Origin of the sequence: Desulfohalobium retbaense DSM 5692, from assembly GCF_000024325.1 — a bacterium.
GTDB classification, from domain to species: domain Bacteria; phylum Desulfobacterota; class Desulfovibrionia; order Desulfovibrionales; family Desulfohalobiaceae; genus Desulfohalobium; species Desulfohalobium retbaense.
On sequence record NC_013223.1, the window covers coordinates 2,438,548 to 2,457,497 of the forward strand.

The 18,950-nt window shown below is 57.9% G+C and carries 21 protein-coding genes and 1 tRNA gene; 16 read left to right on the top strand and 6 right to left on the bottom strand.

The genetic code is table 11. The features are described from left to right. Nucleotides 1-4: 4 nt before the first annotated feature. The 4 genes from yidC to rpmH are packed head-to-tail and all read right to left on the bottom strand — an operon-like array spanning nucleotide 5 to nucleotide 2,410. Nucleotides 5-1,657 carry a membrane protein insertase YidC gene (gene yidC / locus DRET_RS10705; RefSeq protein WP_015752564.1) on the bottom strand — a complete coding sequence of 551 codons (1,653 nt, stop codon included), beginning with the start codon at nucleotides 1,655-1,657 and terminating at the stop codon, nucleotides 5-7. Nucleotides 1,658-1,668: 11 nt separating this feature from the next. Beyond that, nucleotides 1,669-1,908: a membrane protein insertion efficiency factor YidD gene (gene yidD / locus DRET_RS13475; protein ID WP_015752565.1), complete on the bottom strand. Its 240-nt coding sequence runs from the start codon at nucleotides 1,906-1,908 to the stop codon at nucleotides 1,669-1,671. Further along, nucleotides 1,896-2,288, bottom strand: a complete 393-nt coding sequence (gene rnpA / locus DRET_RS10710; RefSeq protein WP_015752566.1) for a ribonuclease P protein component — start codon at nucleotides 2,286-2,288, stop codon at nucleotides 1,896-1,898. The genes yidD and rnpA overlap by 13 nt, the downstream gene beginning before the upstream one ends. Beyond that, nucleotides 2,276-2,410 (bottom strand): 50S ribosomal protein L34, encoded by a 135-nt coding sequence (gene rpmH / locus DRET_RS13480; RefSeq protein ID WP_015752567.1) that lies wholly within the window; start codon nucleotides 2,408-2,410, stop codon nucleotides 2,276-2,278. The genes rnpA and rpmH overlap by 13 nt, the downstream gene beginning before the upstream one ends. Nucleotides 2,411-2,587: 177 nt before the next feature. Between rpmH and DRET_RS10715 the strand changes: the two genes are divergently transcribed. Continuing rightward, nucleotides 2,588-3,196, top strand: a complete 609-nt coding sequence (locus tag DRET_RS10715; RefSeq protein WP_015752568.1) for a phosphatase PAP2 family protein — start codon at nucleotides 2,588-2,590, stop codon at nucleotides 3,194-3,196. On the opposite strand, the gene DRET_RS13485 is transcribed toward DRET_RS10715, so the two are convergent. Both DRET_RS13485 and DRET_RS10720 read right to left on the bottom strand, forming a co-directional pair. Further along, nucleotides 3,151-3,423, bottom strand: coding sequence for a lipid-A-disaccharide synthase N-terminal domain-containing protein (locus tag DRET_RS13485; RefSeq protein ID WP_015752569.1), 273 nt, complete (start codon nucleotides 3,421-3,423; stop codon nucleotides 3,151-3,153). The two genes, DRET_RS10715 and DRET_RS13485, sit on opposite strands and share 46 nt — an antisense overlap. Further along, nucleotides 3,407-4,156 (bottom strand): glycosyltransferase family 2 protein, encoded by a 750-nt coding sequence (locus DRET_RS10720; protein WP_015752570.1) that lies wholly within the window; start codon nucleotides 4,154-4,156, stop codon nucleotides 3,407-3,409. Before DRET_RS10720 ends, DRET_RS13485 begins: the two co-directional genes overlap by 17 nt. A gap of 64 nt (nucleotides 4,157-4,220) precedes the next feature. On the opposite strand from DRET_RS10720, the gene DRET_RS10725 reads away from it, so the two are divergent. The 15 genes from DRET_RS10725 to DRET_RS13110 all read left to right on the top strand — a co-directional run bounded on the left by DRET_RS10725 (nucleotide 4,221) and on the right by DRET_RS13110 (nucleotide 18,944). Next, a tRNA-Met gene (locus DRET_RS10725) sits at nucleotides 4,221-4,297 on the top strand. Nucleotides 4,298-4,674: 377 nt separating this feature from the next. Continuing rightward, complete coding sequence (locus DRET_RS10730) at nucleotides 4,675-5,787, top strand: iron ABC transporter substrate-binding protein (RefSeq protein ID WP_244147911.1); 1,113 nt, start codon at nucleotides 4,675-4,677, stop codon at nucleotides 5,785-5,787. A 1-nt stretch (nucleotide 5,788) separates the two neighbouring features. Next, nucleotides 5,789-6,859, top strand: coding sequence for a FecCD family ABC transporter permease (locus DRET_RS10735; protein WP_015752573.1), 1,071 nt, complete (start codon nucleotides 5,789-5,791; stop codon nucleotides 6,857-6,859). After that, complete coding sequence (locus DRET_RS10740; RefSeq protein WP_015752574.1) at nucleotides 6,856-7,614, top strand: ABC transporter ATP-binding protein; 759 nt, start codon at nucleotides 6,856-6,858, stop codon at nucleotides 7,612-7,614. The genes DRET_RS10735 and DRET_RS10740 overlap by 4 nt, the downstream gene beginning before the upstream one ends. Nucleotides 7,615-7,674: 60 nt before the next feature. Then, nucleotides 7,675-8,286 carry an FmdE family protein gene (locus DRET_RS10745; RefSeq protein ID WP_015752575.1) on the top strand — a complete coding sequence of 204 codons (612 nt, stop codon included), beginning with the start codon at nucleotides 7,675-7,677 and terminating at the stop codon, nucleotides 8,284-8,286. A 369-nt stretch (nucleotides 8,287-8,655) separates the two neighbouring features. Then, nucleotides 8,656-9,873: an aspartate aminotransferase family protein gene (locus DRET_RS10750; RefSeq protein WP_015752576.1), complete on the top strand. Its 1,218-nt coding sequence runs from the start codon at nucleotides 8,656-8,658 to the stop codon at nucleotides 9,871-9,873. Between the two features lie 188 nt (nucleotides 9,874-10,061). Next, on the top strand, nucleotides 10,062-10,790 hold the full coding sequence (locus DRET_RS10755) for an amino acid ABC transporter ATP-binding protein (RefSeq protein WP_015752577.1): 729 nt from the start codon (nucleotides 10,062-10,064) through the stop codon (nucleotides 10,788-10,790). Between the two features lie 41 nt (nucleotides 10,791-10,831). Then, on the top strand, nucleotides 10,832-11,653 hold the full coding sequence (locus DRET_RS10760) for an ABC transporter substrate-binding protein (protein WP_015752578.1): 822 nt from the start codon (nucleotides 10,832-10,834) through the stop codon (nucleotides 11,651-11,653). Nucleotides 11,654-11,800: 147 nt separating this feature from the next. Continuing rightward, entirely contained in the window at nucleotides 11,801-12,502 is a 702-nt protein-coding gene (locus DRET_RS10765) for an amino acid ABC transporter permease (RefSeq protein WP_015752579.1), read from the top strand. Between the two features lie 54 nt (nucleotides 12,503-12,556). Continuing rightward, nucleotides 12,557-13,225 (top strand): amino acid ABC transporter permease, encoded by a 669-nt coding sequence (locus DRET_RS10770; RefSeq protein ID WP_041282616.1) that lies wholly within the window; start codon nucleotides 12,557-12,559, stop codon nucleotides 13,223-13,225. Then, on the top strand, nucleotides 13,215-14,105 hold the full coding sequence (locus DRET_RS10775; RefSeq protein WP_015752581.1) for a 50S ribosomal protein L11 methyltransferase: 891 nt from the start codon (nucleotides 13,215-13,217) through the stop codon (nucleotides 14,103-14,105). Before DRET_RS10770 ends, DRET_RS10775 begins: the two co-directional genes overlap by 11 nt. 102 nt (nucleotides 14,106-14,207) lie before the next feature. Next, nucleotides 14,208-14,864: an endonuclease III domain-containing protein gene (locus DRET_RS10780; RefSeq protein WP_015752582.1), complete on the top strand. Its 657-nt coding sequence runs from the start codon at nucleotides 14,208-14,210 to the stop codon at nucleotides 14,862-14,864. 5 nt (nucleotides 14,865-14,869) lie between these two features. Next, a complete protein-coding gene (locus tag DRET_RS10785) occupies nucleotides 14,870-16,018 on the top strand; it encodes a murein hydrolase activator EnvC family protein (RefSeq protein WP_015752583.1) in 1,149 nt (382 codons plus the stop codon). Between the two features lie 361 nt (nucleotides 16,019-16,379). Further along, entirely contained in the window at nucleotides 16,380-17,648 is a 1,269-nt protein-coding gene (locus tag DRET_RS10790; protein ID WP_015752584.1) for a S41 family peptidase, read from the top strand. 174 nt (nucleotides 17,649-17,822) lie between these two features. Continuing rightward, nucleotides 17,823-18,944, top strand: a complete 1,122-nt coding sequence (locus tag DRET_RS13110) for a divergent polysaccharide deacetylase family protein (protein WP_052293301.1) — start codon at nucleotides 17,823-17,825, stop codon at nucleotides 18,942-18,944. Nucleotides 18,945-18,950 lie beyond the last annotated feature (6 nt).

Genomic DNA, 18,950 nt, shown 5'->3' on the forward strand with positions numbered 1-18,950 from the left:
TCCCTCAACTGGCTTTCCGGGTCAGCATCCACTGCTGGGCGATGGACAGGACGTTGTTCACCAGCCAGTAGACGACTAGCCCGGCGGGAAAACTCAAGAAGATAAAGGTGAAGATAAGAGGCATGAACATCATGACCTTGGCCTGCGTCGAATCCCCTGGCGTGGGCGTCATCTTCTGCTGCAAAAACATGGTCGCGCCCATAACAATCGGGGTCACATACAGGGGATCCTTGGCCGAAAGGTCTGCCAGCCAGATAATATCCGTAAAGGGCACATGGGTAATGAAGGCCGCATGCCGCAATTCGATGGCTCCGAGCAAGGCCTGGTACAAGGCGATAAAGACCGGAATCTGCAGCAGCATCGGCAGACAGCCTCCGGCCGGGTTGACCTTGTAGGTCTTGTACAGACGCATCATCTCTTCATTGAGCTTCTGTCGGTCGTCCCCGTACTTTTCCTTGAGCTGCGTCATCATCGGCTGCAGCTTCTTCATTTTCTCCATGGACTTATAACTTTTCTGAGACAAAGGCCAGAAAACAATCTTGATCAGGATCGTCAGGAGAATGATGGCCACACCGTAGTTGCCGACATAGGAATAAAAGAATTTCAAGACCTTGATAAGCGGCTTGGCGATAAAATCGAACCAGCCGTACTGGATCGCGGCCAAAAGATTCTGGGGGGCCTGGGCCAACTGCTCGCTTTCCTTAGGCCCGACATAGTAACTGCAGGACAGCTCCGCGCTCTGCTCAGGCGCTACGGCAACCTGGCTGCCCAAAGCCACACGATAGATCTCGTCTTCGTATTTCCCGCGCAGGTCCATATTGCCAGACGTCGGTACGGCGGCGAGCAAAAAATAGTTACTGGCAATACCGCCCCAGGAGACTGTTTCGGCGGGATGGATACCGATCTGGAGTTCGTCGGTGTCACTTTCCTTGTTCAGTCCGCCATTGAAATAAATAAGCTCGGTGCGGTTGTAGCGGCTCTCTTCGGCAAGCTGCTCACTGGCCATGGTAAAGGACACCGTTCCAGTGAGGGAATGGTCCCGGGCATTGGCGACATTGAGCGTCTCGTCGATCAGATAGGTCTCGGCCGAGAAATGCAGGGTCCGTTCGAGACGAACACCGTCAATGGTTCCCACCAGGGTCAAAGAGCCGCTTTCCCCTTGGCCGAGCTGAAGATCATTTCCTTGCAACTCCCAATCGGCCTCGCTCCAGGTCGGACGTTGCTGCCAGATCAAGCCCATGGGCGCTTTTTGCACTGTGCCCCTGGTGATGAGATCCACATTTTTCGCACCGGGGTTGATGGCCTCCTGGTACTGTTTGAGTACCAGATGTTCGAGGACACCGCCGGCGGCATTGATCGTCGCCTTATACAGGGGGGTTTCCACCGTCACCCGTTTGCCGGATCCCTCCGGCGAATAGGTCGACCCGCTCAGGCTTTGTTGCGCCCGGCCAGCCACGACACCGTCGCCCGTCTGACTCGCTCCCGGGACTTGGGAACTGGAGTCCTCAGCGACAGTGGGCGTCTCTTGCTGGGTTTGGTTCGCTGCTTGATTCGATTGGGTGGGGGGCTGTTGGGGAGGGAAAAGAAAATTCCAGCCAACGATGACTATGAAACTCAAAACTACGGCCACGATGACGCGCTTGGTATTGTCGTCCATTTTTGCCTCAATCACTTACTGTCGGGACTTAGGGATTTTTTGGGTGGCACGGGGTCCACACCGCCGCAATGAAACGGGTGACAGCGGCTGATACGACGCACGGCCAGATACCCTCCCCGCCAGAACCCGTGCTCCTGGACCGCTTGGATCGTATACTCGGAGCATGTCGGGAAAAAACGGCAACGGGGAGGGAAAAGAGGGGACACACAGACCTGGTATGCACGGACCAGGAACACAATTACGTTTCGCATGGGGTAGATCTTGCCGGCGTGTCCTCACGCTCCAGACGCTTGATCAGGGGAGTCAGCTCGTCGGTCACCAGCTGCAAGGTCAGTTCCCCGGGGACGATGCTGCGCTTCGCGACCACGACAATATCGCAATCCAGGCACCACGACTGGTGATGCAGACGAAAAAACTCCCGCAACAGCCGCTTGACCCGATTCCGCTCGACCGCATTACCGGTTTTCTTACTGACCGCCGTCCCCAAACGGCATCCGGCGCCGTCCTTCCCGCGCGGCAGTACATACACGATAAACCGCTTTAAAAAATAACGGCGGCCCCTCTGGTAACACGCCAGATATTGGGGCCGCTTTCGCAACCGACGTTCCGGAGGAAAAGTTAAACGCTTAATCTCTTCCGCCCTTTTGCACGTCTGCGGCGCAAAACAGCACGCCCGTTCTTGGTCCGGGAACGGACCAGAAAGCCGTGGGTACGTTTTCTCTTCGTAGTACTGGGTTGATATGTCCGTTTCATGGCGATTCTCCTCCAAAAAAATGTAAACTTCTTCTGTATCCTGTTGCGTATCACGCGTCAAGGCACGCCCTCGGGCGCTTGACCTCAATCGATCCCCTGGCTTAGGAGATAAAAAATCCTGGTTTCCTGGATGGCTTTGCCCTTTTCCAGCAAACCGCCACTTGGCAGGGAGCGTTTATGTCTTTCAGCACCCCCCCGATTGATCTCGAACTCTTCCGTCTGATCAATGCCACGCTACGCCACCCCTTTGTCGATCCTGTGATGCGCGCTGTCTCCAGCGAGGCGGTCGGGGCGGTGCTGGCGGTGGCTATCGTCGCGTATGTCTGGCGCCGCTCACGCGGCCGGGCCCTGGCGTTGGTTTTCCTGGCCCTGCTAACTGTGGGGGTGGTGGACGGGTCCGTCAACCAGTTCAAGGATTTTTTCGGCCGAGTCCGGCCGATGAACGCATTGCATGCGGTCCACTATTACGAAGACGGCCGCTGGCAGCGTACCGAGCACACTGAAGCGACCAAATCCCACGGCGTGTCCTACCCCTCGGCCCATGCGGCCAACAGCATGGCCCTGGCGGTGACGCTGATGTGGCTCTGGCCTGCGGGACGGCCCTGGATCCTGGGGTTGCCCTTGTTTGTCGGTTATTCCCGGATCTATCTCGGAAAACATTACCCGACCGATGTCCTGGCCGGATGGCTTTTCGGCGCCGCAGCAGCACTGGTGTTGCTCCAACTCGCCTGGACCTGCGCTCACATTTTGTCCCGGCGCCGCAACCAGACGACCTCCCGGGCATAGAGGAAAAGCGCTGCGCTCTGACCGGCGAACAGCACGACATCCCGTCGCAGCCAGGCGGCGATCAGAACCAAAAACGCCGCCCCGCACGCTAAGCCCCACCATCCCGGGGCCACAGCAACGCCGGCTGTGGAATCCCGGCGCACCCAATTCCGGAAAAGGACGCCGAACAAAACGGACTGCCCGCAGATACCGAGCACCAAAAGCCACCACTCACTCGTCGAGGGCATGATCCTTTTCGCTTTCGTCTTTCACCGCATAGCGAACGTGGCGATCCTGCATCCAGCGCACAGCCAGAAGGTCGCGCAGCCCCCGCCAGGCCCGGTCCCAAATACCATACTTCGAGAAACCGAAACGGCGTGGCCGGTGGTTGACCTGGATCTCTCCGACTCGGGCCCCTTCGAGTTTGAGCAGGGTGGGCATGAAACGGTGCATGCCGTCGAACAGGGGCAGCCGCTTTGCCAAATGGGTGCGCATGACCTTCAACGAGCACCCGGTATCCCTGACCGTCTCCCGGCTGAGGGCGTTCCGGATTCGGTTCGCAATCCTGGAGGCCACCAGTTTGATCCAGGAATCCTGGCGTTCGGCCCGCCAACCGATCACCATATCCAGCCCGTGACTGTCCAGGGTCTGCAAAAGGTGCGGGATATCCTGAGGATCGTTTTGAAGATCCGCGTCCAGGGTGATCACAGTGGTGCCGCGGGCCCGCTGGAATCCGGCCATAAAGGCTGCGGACTGACCGCAATTCGCGGCAAAAGAGACGTAGCGCACTTCACAATGGGCTTGATGCAGCCGCTTGATGACCTCAAGACTGCCGTCCTCGCTGCCGTCATCGACAAAAAGGACTTCCCAGTCGTAGGGCATGGCCGTACAAACCGCCTGGATCTCTCCGAACAGGTGGTCCAGATTTTCCCGCTCATTGAAGACGGGAATGACGAGGGAAACGAGGTCGCGTGCGCACATAGCCCGGAGTGAATAAATGATTTGACATGGGTTGTAAATATACCTATAAGTCCATTCTTCGCGACGCGGGGTGGAGCAGTATGGTAGCTCGTCGGGCTCATAACCCGAAGGTCGTCGGTTCAAATCCGGCCCCCGCTACCATGAAAAATCCAAGAGGCCAGGGAATGCACCTGGCCTCTTTTTTTTATACCCCGACCCCTCCCCCTCGCAAATCGTTCCTCAAACTCCGCCTCATGGATGCAGCGCCCGTCTCTTGAGCGGACTTGAGTCTCCCCATTTCCCATCCTGTGCCTACCCTGTTCCGCTGCCACTTTGCCGCCTTCCGGATTTGACAGCCAGATCTTTCGTAACGTTGTGCGGACAGCCCCGCGATACCTGATTGCTGTTATCCACCTCGCTTCGCGAGATCCCTTGACGCCTCTTTGAGCGCACGCTAGGAGAGTCGTGCACATAAATTCATTTTTCATATGCATTTCGTGTGGCTTTTTTTGAATTTCATACCAAAATGCGAGGACAACGTGCGCTGTTTGCAATGGGCTTTCTGGTGTGTGGTTTTTGGTTGTCTTGTTCTGCTCACTGTCCCGGCTCAAGCCGCCAAGACGGTGACTGACGCCGCCGGTCGGCAGGTAACCCTGCCAGAAAACGTGGAGCGTGTTGTCTGCTCCGGGCCCGGCTGCCTTCGGCTGCTGACCTATTTGCAGGCCCAGGACCGGGTGGTCGCTGTGGACGATGCTGAGACCAAAGAACGCGGTCTCGATGCTAGACCGTATGCCTTGGCCAACCCCCAATTTCAGACCATGCCTGTTTTCGGGAGTTTTCGCGGTCAGGACAATCCCGAACGCCTTTTGACCCTGGATCCCGGGCCCCAGGTGATATTCAAGACCTATCCCCATATGGGTTTTGATCCCGAAGAACTCCAGGCAAAAACCGGAATCCCGGTCGTCATCCTGCACTACGGCGATCTCGGCCCCCACCGGGCAACTCTTTTTTCCTCCCTGAAAATCATGGGCCGCGTCCTCGGCAAACCGCAGCGAGCCGAGGAGGTCATCGGTTTCTTCTCCAAGCACATTCGCACCCTTGCTGAGCGCACGGCCTCCTTGTCCGGCACCGAAACAGCCACCGCCTATGTCGGGGGCGTGGCTTTCAAAGGCCCCCACGGCTTCCAGTCCACAGAACCCGACTATCCCCCCTTCCAATTCGTCAACGCCCGGAATGTCGTCGCCACCGCAGGCATTGAAGGCAACCAGCGCCAACACGCTGACATCGCCAAAGAGCAACTGCTCGAGTGGGACCCGTCCGCCTGTTTTGTGGATCTGTCCACCTTACAACTCGCCGGCATGGGCGGCGCCCTGCATGAACTGCGTCACGATCCGGCCTACCAGTTTCTTTCCGCTACCCAGGACAATAAGGTTTACGGCCTGTTGCCCTATAATTGGTATACGAAGAATTTCGGGTCTGTGCTGGCCAACGCCTACTTTATCGGCAAAACCCTCTACCCGCAGCGCTTCAAGGATATTAACCCCGCCGCCCAGGCCGACCGGATCTACACCTTTTTGGTTGGCGCACCGGTTTTCGACGAACTCAACCAGGGATTCGATCAATTGGCCTTCACCAGGCTGGAGTGTCGCTGAGATGCATTTTGCCGACGGCACGGTCCCGGCTGACTACCGGCACTATATCAGACGGAAAATCCTTTTTTTGGTTGCTGTCACAACTCTTCTGGGCCTGGGGATTATTACCGCCCTTGGGCAAGGCGCAGCCTCTATCCCCTTTTCCGAAGTCCTTCGCACCCTTGTTGGATTTTCGACCCAGCCGAGGCAGGAACTCATCATCTGGAACATCCGTCTTCCTCTGGTGCTGACCGCTTGCGTGGCTGGGGCCGGGCTCTCCATAGCCGGAGCGGCCATGCAAGCCATCCTGCGCAACCCCCTGGGATCGCCTTTTACCTTGGGAATTTCCCACGCCGCCGCTTTTGGAGCTGCCCTGGCGGTGATGCTGCTGGGGGCCACCGGCATGCAAAACACCGAAATTGCCGGACTGGGCATGGCCGGATCCACCTGGATCACTGTGGCGGCTTTTGTGGCGAGCCTGGCCGCAGCTGGCGTCATTTTGCTTGTCTCCCGCCTGCGGGGCTCCACCCCGGAAACCATGGTCTTGACCGGGGTGGCCCTGGGCGCTCTGTTTACCGCCGGGACCATGTTTCTCCAATTCTTTGCCGACGACATGGAACTCGCAGCCATGGTCTTTTGGACCTTCGGGGACACGGCCCGGGCGACGTGGGGAGAACTCGGCGGACTTACCGCCGTCACCGTTGTGGGCAGTCTCTATTTTTGCAGTAACAGCTGGAATTACAATGCCATCGAAGCCGGGGAGAGCACGGCGAGAGGGTTAGGGGTCAAGGTAGGCCGAACGCGATTGGTAGGCATGGTCGTGGCCACATTGGTCACAGCCATGATCATCGCCTTTCTGGGGATCATTGGCTTCGTCGGCCTGGTGGTGCCCCACATGGTCCGGCGCTGCATCGGGGCCGACCACCGTTTTCTGCTCCCGGCGAGTCTGCTCGCCGGGGCGCTGCTTCTTTTGGCCTCGGACACCGTGGCCCGGCTGCTTCTCTCCCCGCAGGTGCTTCCGGTTTCCGTGCTGACCGCCTTTTTGGGAGCGCCGGTGTTTGTAGGACTTATTATCCGGGGGAAACGGATATGAACGTTGCTGTGAAAAATGTCAGCTTTGCCTACAACGGTTCCAATGTCGTCTCGGACATCGACTTCTCCTGCGCCAGCGGCGAATTGGTCGCCCTGCTGGGCCCGAATGGGGCCGGCAAGACCTCCCTTCTCAAATGCCTCAACGGCATCCACCACCCCAATGCCGGGACCATTTTGCTGGACGACACATCCCTGGCCTCCCTGTCCGCCCAAGCTGTGGCCCGCCAAGTGGGATATGTCTCCCAGCACACCGAAACGACCCCGTTGTCCGTGTTCGACGCTGTCTTGATGGGGCGCAAACCGCACATCCGCTGGCGGGTCAGCCACCAAGATACCTGTATCGTGGACGCTGCCCTGAAACGTCTGGGGCTCGCCTCTTTGCGCTTGCGCAGCCTTGATCAGCTCAGCGGCGGAGAGCTGCAGAAAGTTGCCCTGGCCAGGGCCCTGGTCCAGGAACCCCACCTCTTGCTCCTTGATGAACCCATCAGCGCCCTGGACCTCAAAAATCAAATCGAACTCCTGCGCCTGGTGCGCCGAGTCGTGGATGAACACCGCATCGCCGCAGTCATGAGCCTGCACGATATCAACGCCGCCCTGCGCCATGCCGACCGCATCCTGTTTCTCAAACAGGGGCAATGCCTTGCCTTGCGCGCCCCCCAGGAGATCACCGCAGGGTTGCTGGAAAAGGTCTACGATATTCCCGTGGAGATCCATTGCCTTAACGGCAGCCCCACTGTGGTCCCGGCCAGACAATGATATTGGGACCTGGTCCCGGGCGCCGCAGTTGTTCAAAACCCGATCCCTATTGGAGAGTCCATGCCCTGCACTATTGATAGCGCTCGAATAGAGGCGACAATCGCTTTCCACGGCCATTGGTGCCCTGGCGTGGCCATCGGCATCCGGGCGGCGGAGTCCGCCTTGCGCCGGTTTCCCGAAGCCGCGGACACGGATTTGGTCGCTGTGGTCGAAACGGACATGTGTGGTGTGGACGCCATCCAATTTTTAACCGGCTGCACCCTGGGCAAAGGCAATCTCATCCACCGTGATTACGGGAAAATGGCCTTCTCCTTTTTCCACCGCCCCAGCACTGACGGGATCCGGGTCCTGCTGCGCCGCGACGCCCGGGGAGAAATCGGGCTCAAGCTCGATGCCCTCCAACGGCAAAAGCAAACAACGCCCCTCACGCCCGACCAACAGGCCCAGGAATCCCACTTGCGCCAAAAATTGCAAGACCGTTTCATGACGCTCTCCCTAAACGACCTTTTCGAATTCCAATCCCCTCCAAGCCCAATGCCGCGCGGCCCGCAAATCCAGGAAAGTCTCACCTGCGCTGCCTGCGGTGAGGCCGCCATGGAAAGCCGGACCCGGCGCTGTGGCGGCCAAACCTATTGTATTCCCTGCTTTGCGGCCGTTGATCAGAAACGCTGATCTCGAATCCACCCCAAAAAAACACACCACACTCCTCAAACGGCATATGGCTTTCTGGATGCCTTTTGCCGCCATAGTCCAGCCCGGATTGGCAATCTCGTCTCACCCGCCTTTCTGAGAGCATCCCTCTTCTTCTCACGAAAATCCCCGGGCGCTCTGGGGAACTTCTTCCTACTGGCACAAGCGACGAGAGTGCGGCGCGCCCTATTTGCATCACACTTCGAGCTGGGCTAAAAACACCGGGCCTGGAACCGTATTTCCGGTCCGGTAGGCCCCCATTGTCCAACCACGGTACAGCCCTCTGCACAGTGGAGGCCGCCATCCGTCTGTAAACCATTCTGTGCTCTGAACCGCCTAAAGGAACTCGCTATGAAAACCGCCCTCCAAGCCTTTCAAGACAAGGAGGCCCAGGTGCTGTGCACGACCTATAGCCGCTACCCGATTGCCATCTCGTCCGCCGCAGGCTCTCGACTGCACACTCCCGACGGGCAGGAATATATCGATCTCTTGGCCGGCATCTCGGTCTGCAACCTCGGCCATTGCCCCCCTGAACTGACCCGGACGCTGAGCGAACAGGCCGGTCGACTGGTGCATGTCAGTAATCTCTTTTACCAGCACGAGCAGCTCGAGCTGGCCGAAAAATTGACCGCCACCTGCAGCCTGGATAGGGCCTTTTTCGCCAATTCGGGGGCTGAAGCCAATGAGGCAGCCATCAAGCTCGCTCGCCGGTATATGCAAAAAGTCCGGCACTCACAGGCCCATGAGGTCATTACCCTGACCGGCTCCTTCCACGGCCGGACGCTGGCCACCTTGACCGCCACCGGCCAAGACAAGATCAAAGAGGGGTTTGCCCCTTTGCCCGAAGGGTTTCGTAGCGTCCCCCCCAATGACCTCGCCGCCCTGGAGGCAGCGGTCACGGAGCAGACGGCAGGGGTCTTGCTAGAAATCGTTCAGGGCGAAGGCGGAGTACAACCGCTTCCCGCCGGATATCTCCAAAGCGTTCAGGAACTTTGCCGGCGCAAAAGCATCCTGTTCATGGTCGACGAGGTCCAGACCGGCCTCGGCCGCACCGGCCGGATGTGGGCCCACCAGCATTTCGACCTCACCCCTGATGTCCTGACCTGTGCCAAAGCCTTGGCCAACGGGCTGCCGATGGGCGCCATGCTCTGCAGTCAGGAAGCAGCGCGGGCCTTTGATGCTGGCGCCCACGCCACCACCTTTGGAGGAGGCGCTCTTGTCTCGGCCGTAGCCACCAAGGTCCTGGAGATCCTCCAGCGCGACAAATTGGTGGAACGCAGCGCCCACGAAGGGGCACGACTGAAAGATCAACTCCTGGAACTCCAAAACGCCCTGCCCGAGCAGATCAAAGAAGTCCGGGGACTGGGATTGATGCTCGGAATCGAACTCGCTTTCCCCGGCAAGCCCATTTGGGAAGCGCTGCTGGCCAAGGGATATGTCTGCAATCTGACCCAGGGCTCGACCTTGCGACTTCTGCCCCCTCTGACCACGGATCGTGCTGATCTGGACGGTTTTGTTCAGACCCTGGAAACACTCCTCACAGAGGGACAAGGGACAGATCCGTATTGACAAAAAGCCAAAGTCGCAGCTAGAGGAGGAGGCTTGTATACTCCTGGATTTGTCGTGAAAATCCTGTATGAAAACACCTTCTGCCTCCGCACCGGCGACAATAGGCGGCGCTGTTATCCGACAAGCGCTTCTGACACACTTGGGTGCGCCTCGAACACTGGACGCGGAGCAAACGCATAGGAAACACCATGGCCCTGATTGAATTCAAAGACGTACACAAATGGTTTGGCGATTTCCATGTCATCAAGGGAGTCAATGAAACGGTTGAACGCGGTGAGGTGCTGGTCATTTGCGGCCCCAGCGGCTCCGGCAAATCGACGCTGATCCGCTGTGTCAACCGCCTTGAGGATATTGGCAAGGGCGAGATCATCTTTGAAGGGCGCGATATTGCCCGGCGCGACGTGGATCTGAACAAACTCCGCTCCGAAATCGGCATCGTTTTCCAGCAATTCAACCTCTATCCCCACCTCTCCGTGCTGAAAAACGTCACCCTGGCGCCGATCAAAGTCAAAAAACAGCCCGCCCAGGAGGCCGAGAAACTCGGTCTGGAATTATTGGATCGCGTCGGCATCCGCAATCAGGCCCATAAATATCCCGTCGAACTCTCCGGCGGACAGCAGCAACGGGTGGCCATCGCCCGGGCCCTGGCCATGCGCCCGACGGTCATGCTTTTTGACGAGCCCACATCCGCGCTCGATCCGGAAATGATTAATGAAGTGCTCAATGTCATGAAAGACCTCGCCCGCGAGGGAATGACCATGCTCTGCGTGACGCACGAAATGGGCTTCGCCCGCGAGGTCGCCGACAGGGTCATTTTCATGGACGAAGGCAGTGTCGTTGAAGAGGGCACGCCGGAACACTTCTTTACCAATCCTCAGCACGAGCGGACCAAGGCATTCTTACGGGAAATCCTGTAAGGACCTTTTTTCTACACCATCTTTTTTAGGAGGTAACCCCCATGCGCAAGATGGTACTTTTGTTGGTGGCCATGACCGTCACCTGCACGTTGGCTCTGGGAACGGCTTGGGCCGACAAACTGGAAGAAATCAAAGAACGCGGCTACATGGTTGCCGGCGTCAAAGACGCTGTGGTCCCCTTCGGCTATGTGGACAAGGATACCAACAATATCGTTGGCTTTGATGTCGACATCTGCAAAGAACTCGCTGACAAACTCGGTGTGGACCTGCGACTCAAGCCCGTGACCTCCAGCACCCGGATCCCCATGTTGGCCCAGGGCTCGGTCGACATCCTGGCTGCAACCATGACCCACAAATTCAGCCGGGAAGATTCCATCGACTTCTCCACGACCTATTTCATGACCGGCCAGAAACTCCTGGTCAAAAAAGACTCCGACATTTCCTCCACTGCAGACCTGGCCGGCAAGAAAGTCGGGACCGCCAAGGGATCGACTTCGGAAAAGAACATCAAAGAGGCTCAGCCCGAGAGCCGCGTCCTGTCCTTTGAGGGCTATCCGCAGGCATTTCTCGCTCTGCGTCAGGGCAAGGTCAAAGCCGTGACCACGGATGCGACCATTCTGCTTGGATTGAAAAACTCCGCACCGGACCCGGACAAGTACGCCATCGTCGGTGAGTACATCTCCGATGAACCCTATGGTCTCGGCGTGCCTGAAAACGAATCCAACTTCCGGGACTTCGTGAACCGTTCCCTGGCTAAAATGTGGGTCAACGGAGAATACCAGGAAATCTATAGCAAATGGTTCGGTAAAGACACCAACTACCACCTGCCCCTGGATTGGGATATGCAGCCCTGGCCGTTCTAGGCCGCAATCTGTACGCGCAGGCCTTGCCATAGCGTCAGGGCCGCGCAGACACTTTTCCACGCACCGGGCGGTGAGAGCCGCCTGGTGCGTCTTTCAGGCTGACCTGGTCGCTCACGCCCCAGGCAAACCGGCGTAAAGGATCGCATTGTGAACTATCAATTCGACTGGAAACTTGTCGTCTCCGGAGAATACGGAGAATGGATCATCCAGGGGCTGATCACGACCCTTCAGATCTCCGCGGTGTCCATTGTCCTCTCCCTTGTGGTCGGAACGATCATCGCCGTGTTCCGCCTTTCCAAGGTCAAGCCCCTGGAATGGTTCAGCTTGGCGTACACAGAATTTTTCCGCAATACACCGCTGCTCATCCAGATCTTTTTCTGGTACTTCGGCTCGAATTCCGTTTTGCCCCAATTCGTCAACGAGTGGCTGTACGAACAGAACTTTGAATTCGCCGCCGGCGTGATTGCCTTGACCGTGTACACCTCTGCGTTCATTGCCGAAGAAATTCGCTCCGGTATCTTTTCCATTCCCAAAACGCAGTTGGAATCCGCCCGGGCCAGCGGACTGACCTTTATCCAGTCTATGCGCTTTATCATTTTGCCCCAGGCGTACCGGATCATTATTCCCCCGCTGATTTCCCAATTTTTGAATCTGACCAAGAACTCCTCTCTGGTCATGACCATCGGCGTTATGGACCTGACCTACATGGCCCGGCAAATTGAATCATACACATTTCACGGCTTTGAAGCCTTTACCGTGGCCACGGTGCTCTACATCTGTATTTCACTTGTCATTTCCTTTGTCGTCACCATGTACAACAAGCACTTCCTGCGCACGATCCAATACTAACGTCGAGGAGCCGCCACCGTGAACTTGGAAAATTGGCAAATTGTATGGGAAAACATGGACTACTTCCTCATCGGTCCCTACCCGGACGGACCGTTGGGCGGCCTAGCCATGTCCATTCTTTTGGCGCTCGGCGGTATCTTTGGAGCCTTTTGGGTCGGGCTTGTCTTTGGCTTAATGCGCTTGTCCAAAAAGGCCATCTTCCGGTTGCCTGCGCTCGTCTATATCGAAATCATTCGCGGCACGCCGCTGTTGATGGTCATTTTCTGGTTTTATTTCCTCGCCCCGATCGCTTTTGGCAAACCTCTGCCCGAGGCCGCTTCAGCCTTGATCGCCTTTATTGTCTTCACCAGTGCCTATGTGGCCGAGATCGTGCGCGCTGGGGTGCAAAGCCTGCCCAAAGGGCAGATGGAGGCCGCCCGGGGATCCGGACTCTCCCATGTCCAATCCATGCAGTACATCATCTTGCCGCAAGCCCTGCGCAATATGATTCCCTCGTTCGTCAATCAGTTTGTCAGTCTGACCAAGGATACGTCCCTGGCCTACATTATTGGCGTCAACGAATTGACCCGTACAGCGACGCAGGTCAACAACAGGACATTGATCGCGCCAACGGAAATATTCATCACGATCGCCCTGATCTACTTTGTCGTCTGTTATGTTCTTACGGCCCTGAGCCGCAAACTCGAACGTCAAATGTCCCGGTACCAGGCCCGTGGTTCTTGAGACGACGCCCCAATCCCCCCTTGTGCGGATCACCCTCCAGGCCCCCTTGGGGCAAATGGAGAATATCGCTGCACTGTTGGCTGTCTACGCTCCCTGGGGATGGGAAGAAGGGCCTACGGTCCACGACCGGGTCCTCTTCACCGTCCATTGCGACACGCCTGAACAGGCCGACCGGCTGGTCCACTCCCTGCGGGACAGTTTGCCGACCCTGGACGCGGATATTGCTGAAGACGAACGCCAGGACTGGGCACTGTCCTGGCGTAAATTCTTCCAACCCCTGGATATTGCTGAAACATTCCTGGTTCTGCCGAGTTGGGAACGTTCCCACCCTGCGCTCGCCGAGCGGATCCCGATCTCCATTGAGCCCAAGATGGCCTTCGGTTCCGGCCACCACGCCACAACAGCCCTCTGCCTGCAGGCGCTGGCCAAGGACAGGGACTCCCTGCCCCAGTTCGCCCCGTTTCTCGACCTCGGTACGGGCTCGGGGATTCTGGGCATTGCCTGCGCCAAATGTGGCCTGCCCGGCCTCGGCCTGGACATCGATCCCGTGGCCGTGGCCAACGCACGGGAAAACCTGCTGCTGAACGAAACCCCGGGCCTCAGTGTGGCCGTTGGCAGCCTGAACGCACTGCGCAAAGGAACCACCTTTGGCCTGATTATCGCTAATATCCTTGCCAGACCGCTTCAGGACATGGCCGCCGAACTGATCGCTCACCTGCGACCCGGCGGACGCCTGATTCTCTCCGGGATTCTGGCCACGCAGGCCGAGACTGTTTCCAGATGCTATCAGGAATGCGGCCTGGGACCGCCCACACTCCTCCATCAGGGGGAATGGGTTGCTTTGTACTGGCCCCAAGTCCCCGGCAAGCCGCAGGGGTAACTGCACGTCCCGCAGTGAAGGCGCTGCTCTGCGCCGAAACGAACCACCACTCCACCGCCATTGCCACCAGAGCACACATCTGGTGACTGCGAACAGAGCGCCATGCAATCACGACAGACCTACCTGCTCAATATGCACGCCGCCATGCTGGATGCATTGGGACCCAGTCATTGGTGGCCCGGGGAAACCCCGTTTGAAATCGTGCTTGGGGCCATTTTGACCCAAAACACGAATTGGGAAAATGTCCGCCGTGCACTCAACGCACTCCGGGCCCAAAATCTCCTGTCAGCTCCGGCTCTGGCGGCTCTGGACACGGAAGAACTCGCCGCCTTGATCAGGCCGGCGGGCTATTATCGGGTCAAAGCCGGACGCATCAAGAACTTTCTCCGTTTCTTCGAACACGAAGCCGGGTTCGATTTTACAGTCCTGCAAGCCTTGCCGACACCGGAAATTCGGGAAAGACTGCTCGGCGTCAACGGAATCGGTCCGGAAACGGCCGACAGCATTGCCCTGTACGCTTTGGACAAACCGACATTCGTCGTTGATACGTACACGGCCCGTATTTTCGGCCGGCACGGTCAAATCCCTGAAGAGATTTCCTACGCCGACCTCCAGGCCTACTTTACTGAGGCCCTGCCCGAGGACACCGCCCTTTTCAATGAATTCCACGCCCAGATCGTGCGTGTCGGCAAACACTGGTGCAAGAAGAAACAGCCGCAATGCCACAGATGCCCACTGGAACCGTTTCTTCCCCTCTGAGCGCTATGCGAGATACCCTTGTGCTGAACAACCCTCTTTTGCGCTGCGCCTTTTTGGTCCTTGTGGTCCTGCTGGGATATTGGGGAACGGCTCTGCCCCCAGGACCAGCTTGCGCCCAAAGCCCGGCCCGCAGCCTTGAAAAAGACCTCTCTCAAACCAGAAACAAAGCCCAGAAGCACCGCAAAGCCCTGCAAAGTCTGACGGCCAAGGAACGTCGCCTGTACACCGATCTGGCCCAAACCGAAAAACGGATCCAGAAACTTCGCGACCGGCTGTCTCAACAACAAAAGCGCCTGGAAACACTTCGCAAACAGCAGCGTCGCCTGAGCCAGGAGACCAAAGGACTGCAGGCCAGACAACAGGCCCAGGAACAGGCCCTGCAAAAGGTCCTGCGGGAATTGTGGCCGCTACACCTGGCCCGAAAATACGGTGGGGGAATGCAGACGGATTCCTGGGCCGAAGCCGACCGCCATCTGACGTGGTTGAAAACGTATTATGACCAGGCTGAAGTCCACCTCATGCAGTTGCAGCGCCGGGCAAAGGCCATCGCCGCCAAAACCGAGGAACACGAAGCATTGGTCCAAAAGACACAATCCACTGTCGCCGAGTTGACCCAAACCCGCGAACGCCTTGTTGAGGACCGTTTGACATATCTCAACCGCGTACGCTCCATCCGCTCACAACGGCTGGCCAAAGAGGACCAGCTGGCCGCGATCCAGGAAACCATCGATTCGTTGCAATACAGGCTCAAAAGCCTCAAATCCAAAAATTTCAAAGACCAGAAAGGATATCTCCCCTGGCCAGCACGGGGATCCGTGGTCCAGGAATTCGCCCCCGCCGCCGACCAACCGCACCGCGGGATCGGGCTGAAGGTTTCCTCCTCTACCGTCAAAGCGGTCAGTTGGGGCAAGGTGGTCCACAACGACCAATTGCGCGGATTCGGCCATGTGGTTATTCTTCTGCACCAGGGAGGATATTACTCCTTGTATGCCTTCCTGGCCCAAAGCGATGTGCGAATGGGGCAACAGGTTGAAAAAGGGGAGATTATCGGCAAACCCGGCTACTACCCCCAAGCCGACGCCACCGGATTGTATTTCGAATTGCGTTTTGGCCAGAAAGCCATTAATCCTGAGGTATGGCTTGTATCCCGGTGATTCGGCGCTTGTGAGGGGCTGCGTCATCGGGAATTCGAAGTCGCCCCCATTCCGGTGGGCGCTTGGTTGCTTTTGGCCCGTTCGTCCCTGGAGCGCACTCCTCAACAGGAGTTCTGCTCCTGTTCCGCCCAAAAGCCACCAGTTTCCGTCAGCGAAAAGACCGCTTCAGGAAAAAACGCTTTGAGCGCCGCGCCCTCAAACAGTCCTTGCGGGCGTGCGGCCTGATTTTGCGCGGTCCCCGCATCGGTAAAGCGGGACGCGCTACGCCCTTGGCCGCATTCGCAGACCGCAGGCCAAAGCCTTGCAGGCACGACACCAGGTGAAACGATTCATTTCAATTTCAATATCTGCGGAGGATATCATGCGTTTGAGCCATTGGCTGGGTATTGTGGCACTCCTGGCCCTTTTGACCGCCACTCCCGGGCCGGGGCAGGCCACGGACGCCAATCGATTCGAGTCCCTGAAACGCTTCAGCCAGGTTATGGATCTGATCGAAAAGAGCTATGTCCGGGACATCGACCGGGAAGAACTCATCACCGGGGCCCTGAAAGGGATGCTCAGCGAGCTCGACCCCCATTCAGCATACATGTCCCCCGACTCCTTCCAGGAGATGCAGGTGGAGACCTCTGGGGAATTCAACGGCATTGGCATACAGATTTCCATGGAAAACGGACGATTGACCGTTGTCTCTCCTATCGAGGACACCCCGGCCTACGAGGCAGGCTTTGAGGCCGGCGACATCATCATGGAGATCAACGGCGAATCGACCCAGGATATCACCTTGATGGAGGCGGTGAAAAAAATCCGCGGGCCCAAGGGCAGCACGGTCGATCTCAAGGTCCTGCACCCCGAGGCCCAGAAACCGGAAACAATCACTGTCAAACGGGACACCATCCCCTTGGAATCGGTCAAATCCGAACCGCTGGGTGGCGGCTATCTCTACCTCAGGGTCACCAATTTCCAGGAAAAGACCACCGAGGATCTGCAAAAGGCCTTGCACAAACGCGACGGCCGTCTCGCGGGCGCGATTTTGGACCTGCGCAACAACCCCGGAGGCCTTTTACCCCAGGCTGTCTCTGTCGCCGACACCTTTCTCAAGGAAGGGAAGATCGTCTACACCGAGGGCAAGGTCAAAAATGCCAAAATGGAATTTTCGGCCCAGAAGCAGCAATCCGACATCGATGTGCCGCTGATCGTCCTTATCAATCCCGGTTCAGCCTCGGCTTCCGAGATTGTCGCCGGGGCCCTTCAGGACCAGCAACGCGCCGTGATCCTCGGCGAACGGTCCTTTGGCAAGGGCTCCGTCCAAACGGTCATCCCCCTGACAGACGGCTCGGGCATCAAATTGACCACGGCGCTGTACTACACCCCGAATGGCCGTTCGATTCAGGCCGAAGGGATCATTCCAGACATCGTGGTTCCCTTTTCTCCGCCACAGGAGACCAACGGCACCGCCCGCCCGATTCTCCGGGAACAGGATCTCACCAGGCACTTGGAACAAACCGAGAATCCGGAACACGACTCGGTCAAACGCAGCGACAAGGCCAAAGAGATGCTCGAAAAAGACAATCAACTCCGAATGGCGCTGCAACTCGTCAAGAGCCTGCCCCGCCTCCGGAAAATCCAATAACGCCCTAGCGGTGCCCGCCCTGTGAGGCGGGCACCGCTGTTGTCGTGTCTCCAACCCCATTGGCCCCGCGAGCACCAGTTGTCTATGGCCACAGGATCGTCAAAAAAATCATCCCGCCGTCGCGGTAAAGCTCCCCGTCAGTCAAAAAGCAGAATCACTGTCCCGACTCGGCTCTTGACTGGCCTGGCGCTTCTTGTCTCCAGCGCCCTTTTGCTGACCGTGGCCCTCTTCCTTTTGCCCTCGCCCAAGCAGTCCTCAACCGCTCAGACTCCGGAAACCGCAAAACGGCAATATGAAGAGACCATCCTGGCGGGACTGGAACAAACGATCGGCGACATCGACCACCTTCTGCTGGACAAGGTCCGCAAACACGGCCTGGAACTCCGCCCCCTGCGGGTCGAGAACCGGACCAAGGCCGGACAGCACTACCATTTCCAGGAACTGACCCTGCGGGGAGATGGCTACCCAAGTCAATTGACCCAGGCCCTGGGCCAAGCACTGCACAACCTTGAGCACGCCCAACTCCAATTTGCTTCTCAGGGGACCTGGGAAATCAAGACCTTCGGGGTCATGACCCACCGTCTGCACTTCTCTTTACAAGACAAGGCGGAGCAGAACACCAAATCCCAAGCCCGACTCGCCATCGTCATCGACGACCTCGGGGAGGATGTCCGCAAGGCCAGACGACTGATCCAAACCGGTTTGCCACTCACCTTTGCCGTGCTTCCCTCCTGTACGCACACCCGGGATATCGCTTCCCTGGCTCACGAGCACAATCTGGAACTCTTGCTGCACCAACCCATGGAGCCCTTGAGTTATCCGGCCACCGATCCCGGGACCGGGGCTCTTTTTGTGGGCATGAATGCCTCGCAGATCCGCAAGACCCTGAAGGACAATCTTGCTCAAATCCAGCACGCGGTGGGACTCAATAACCACATGGGATCGAGATTCACCTCCTCGAGCGCGGGAATGCGCACCACGTTCCGCAATATCGCCAACCGCCAATTGTTCTTCCTGGACAGCCTGACCTCGCCGGACAGCGTAGCCCGGGAGACCGCCAAGCGAACCCATGTGCCCTACTTGCGGCGCAATATCTTCCTGGACAACACCCAGAACCGGGAAGCTATCCTGTACCAGCTCCAAAAGGCCGAACGGTTGGCATTAAGCCGGGGCTCAGCCATCGCTATCGGCCATCCGTATGAAGCCACCCTTGAGGCCATCGCCAAGTGGAAGACGCAGCGAGACCCGCGTGTGCGGCTGATCCCCTTGAGCACCTTGTTGGCACCCACCCTGTAATTATCC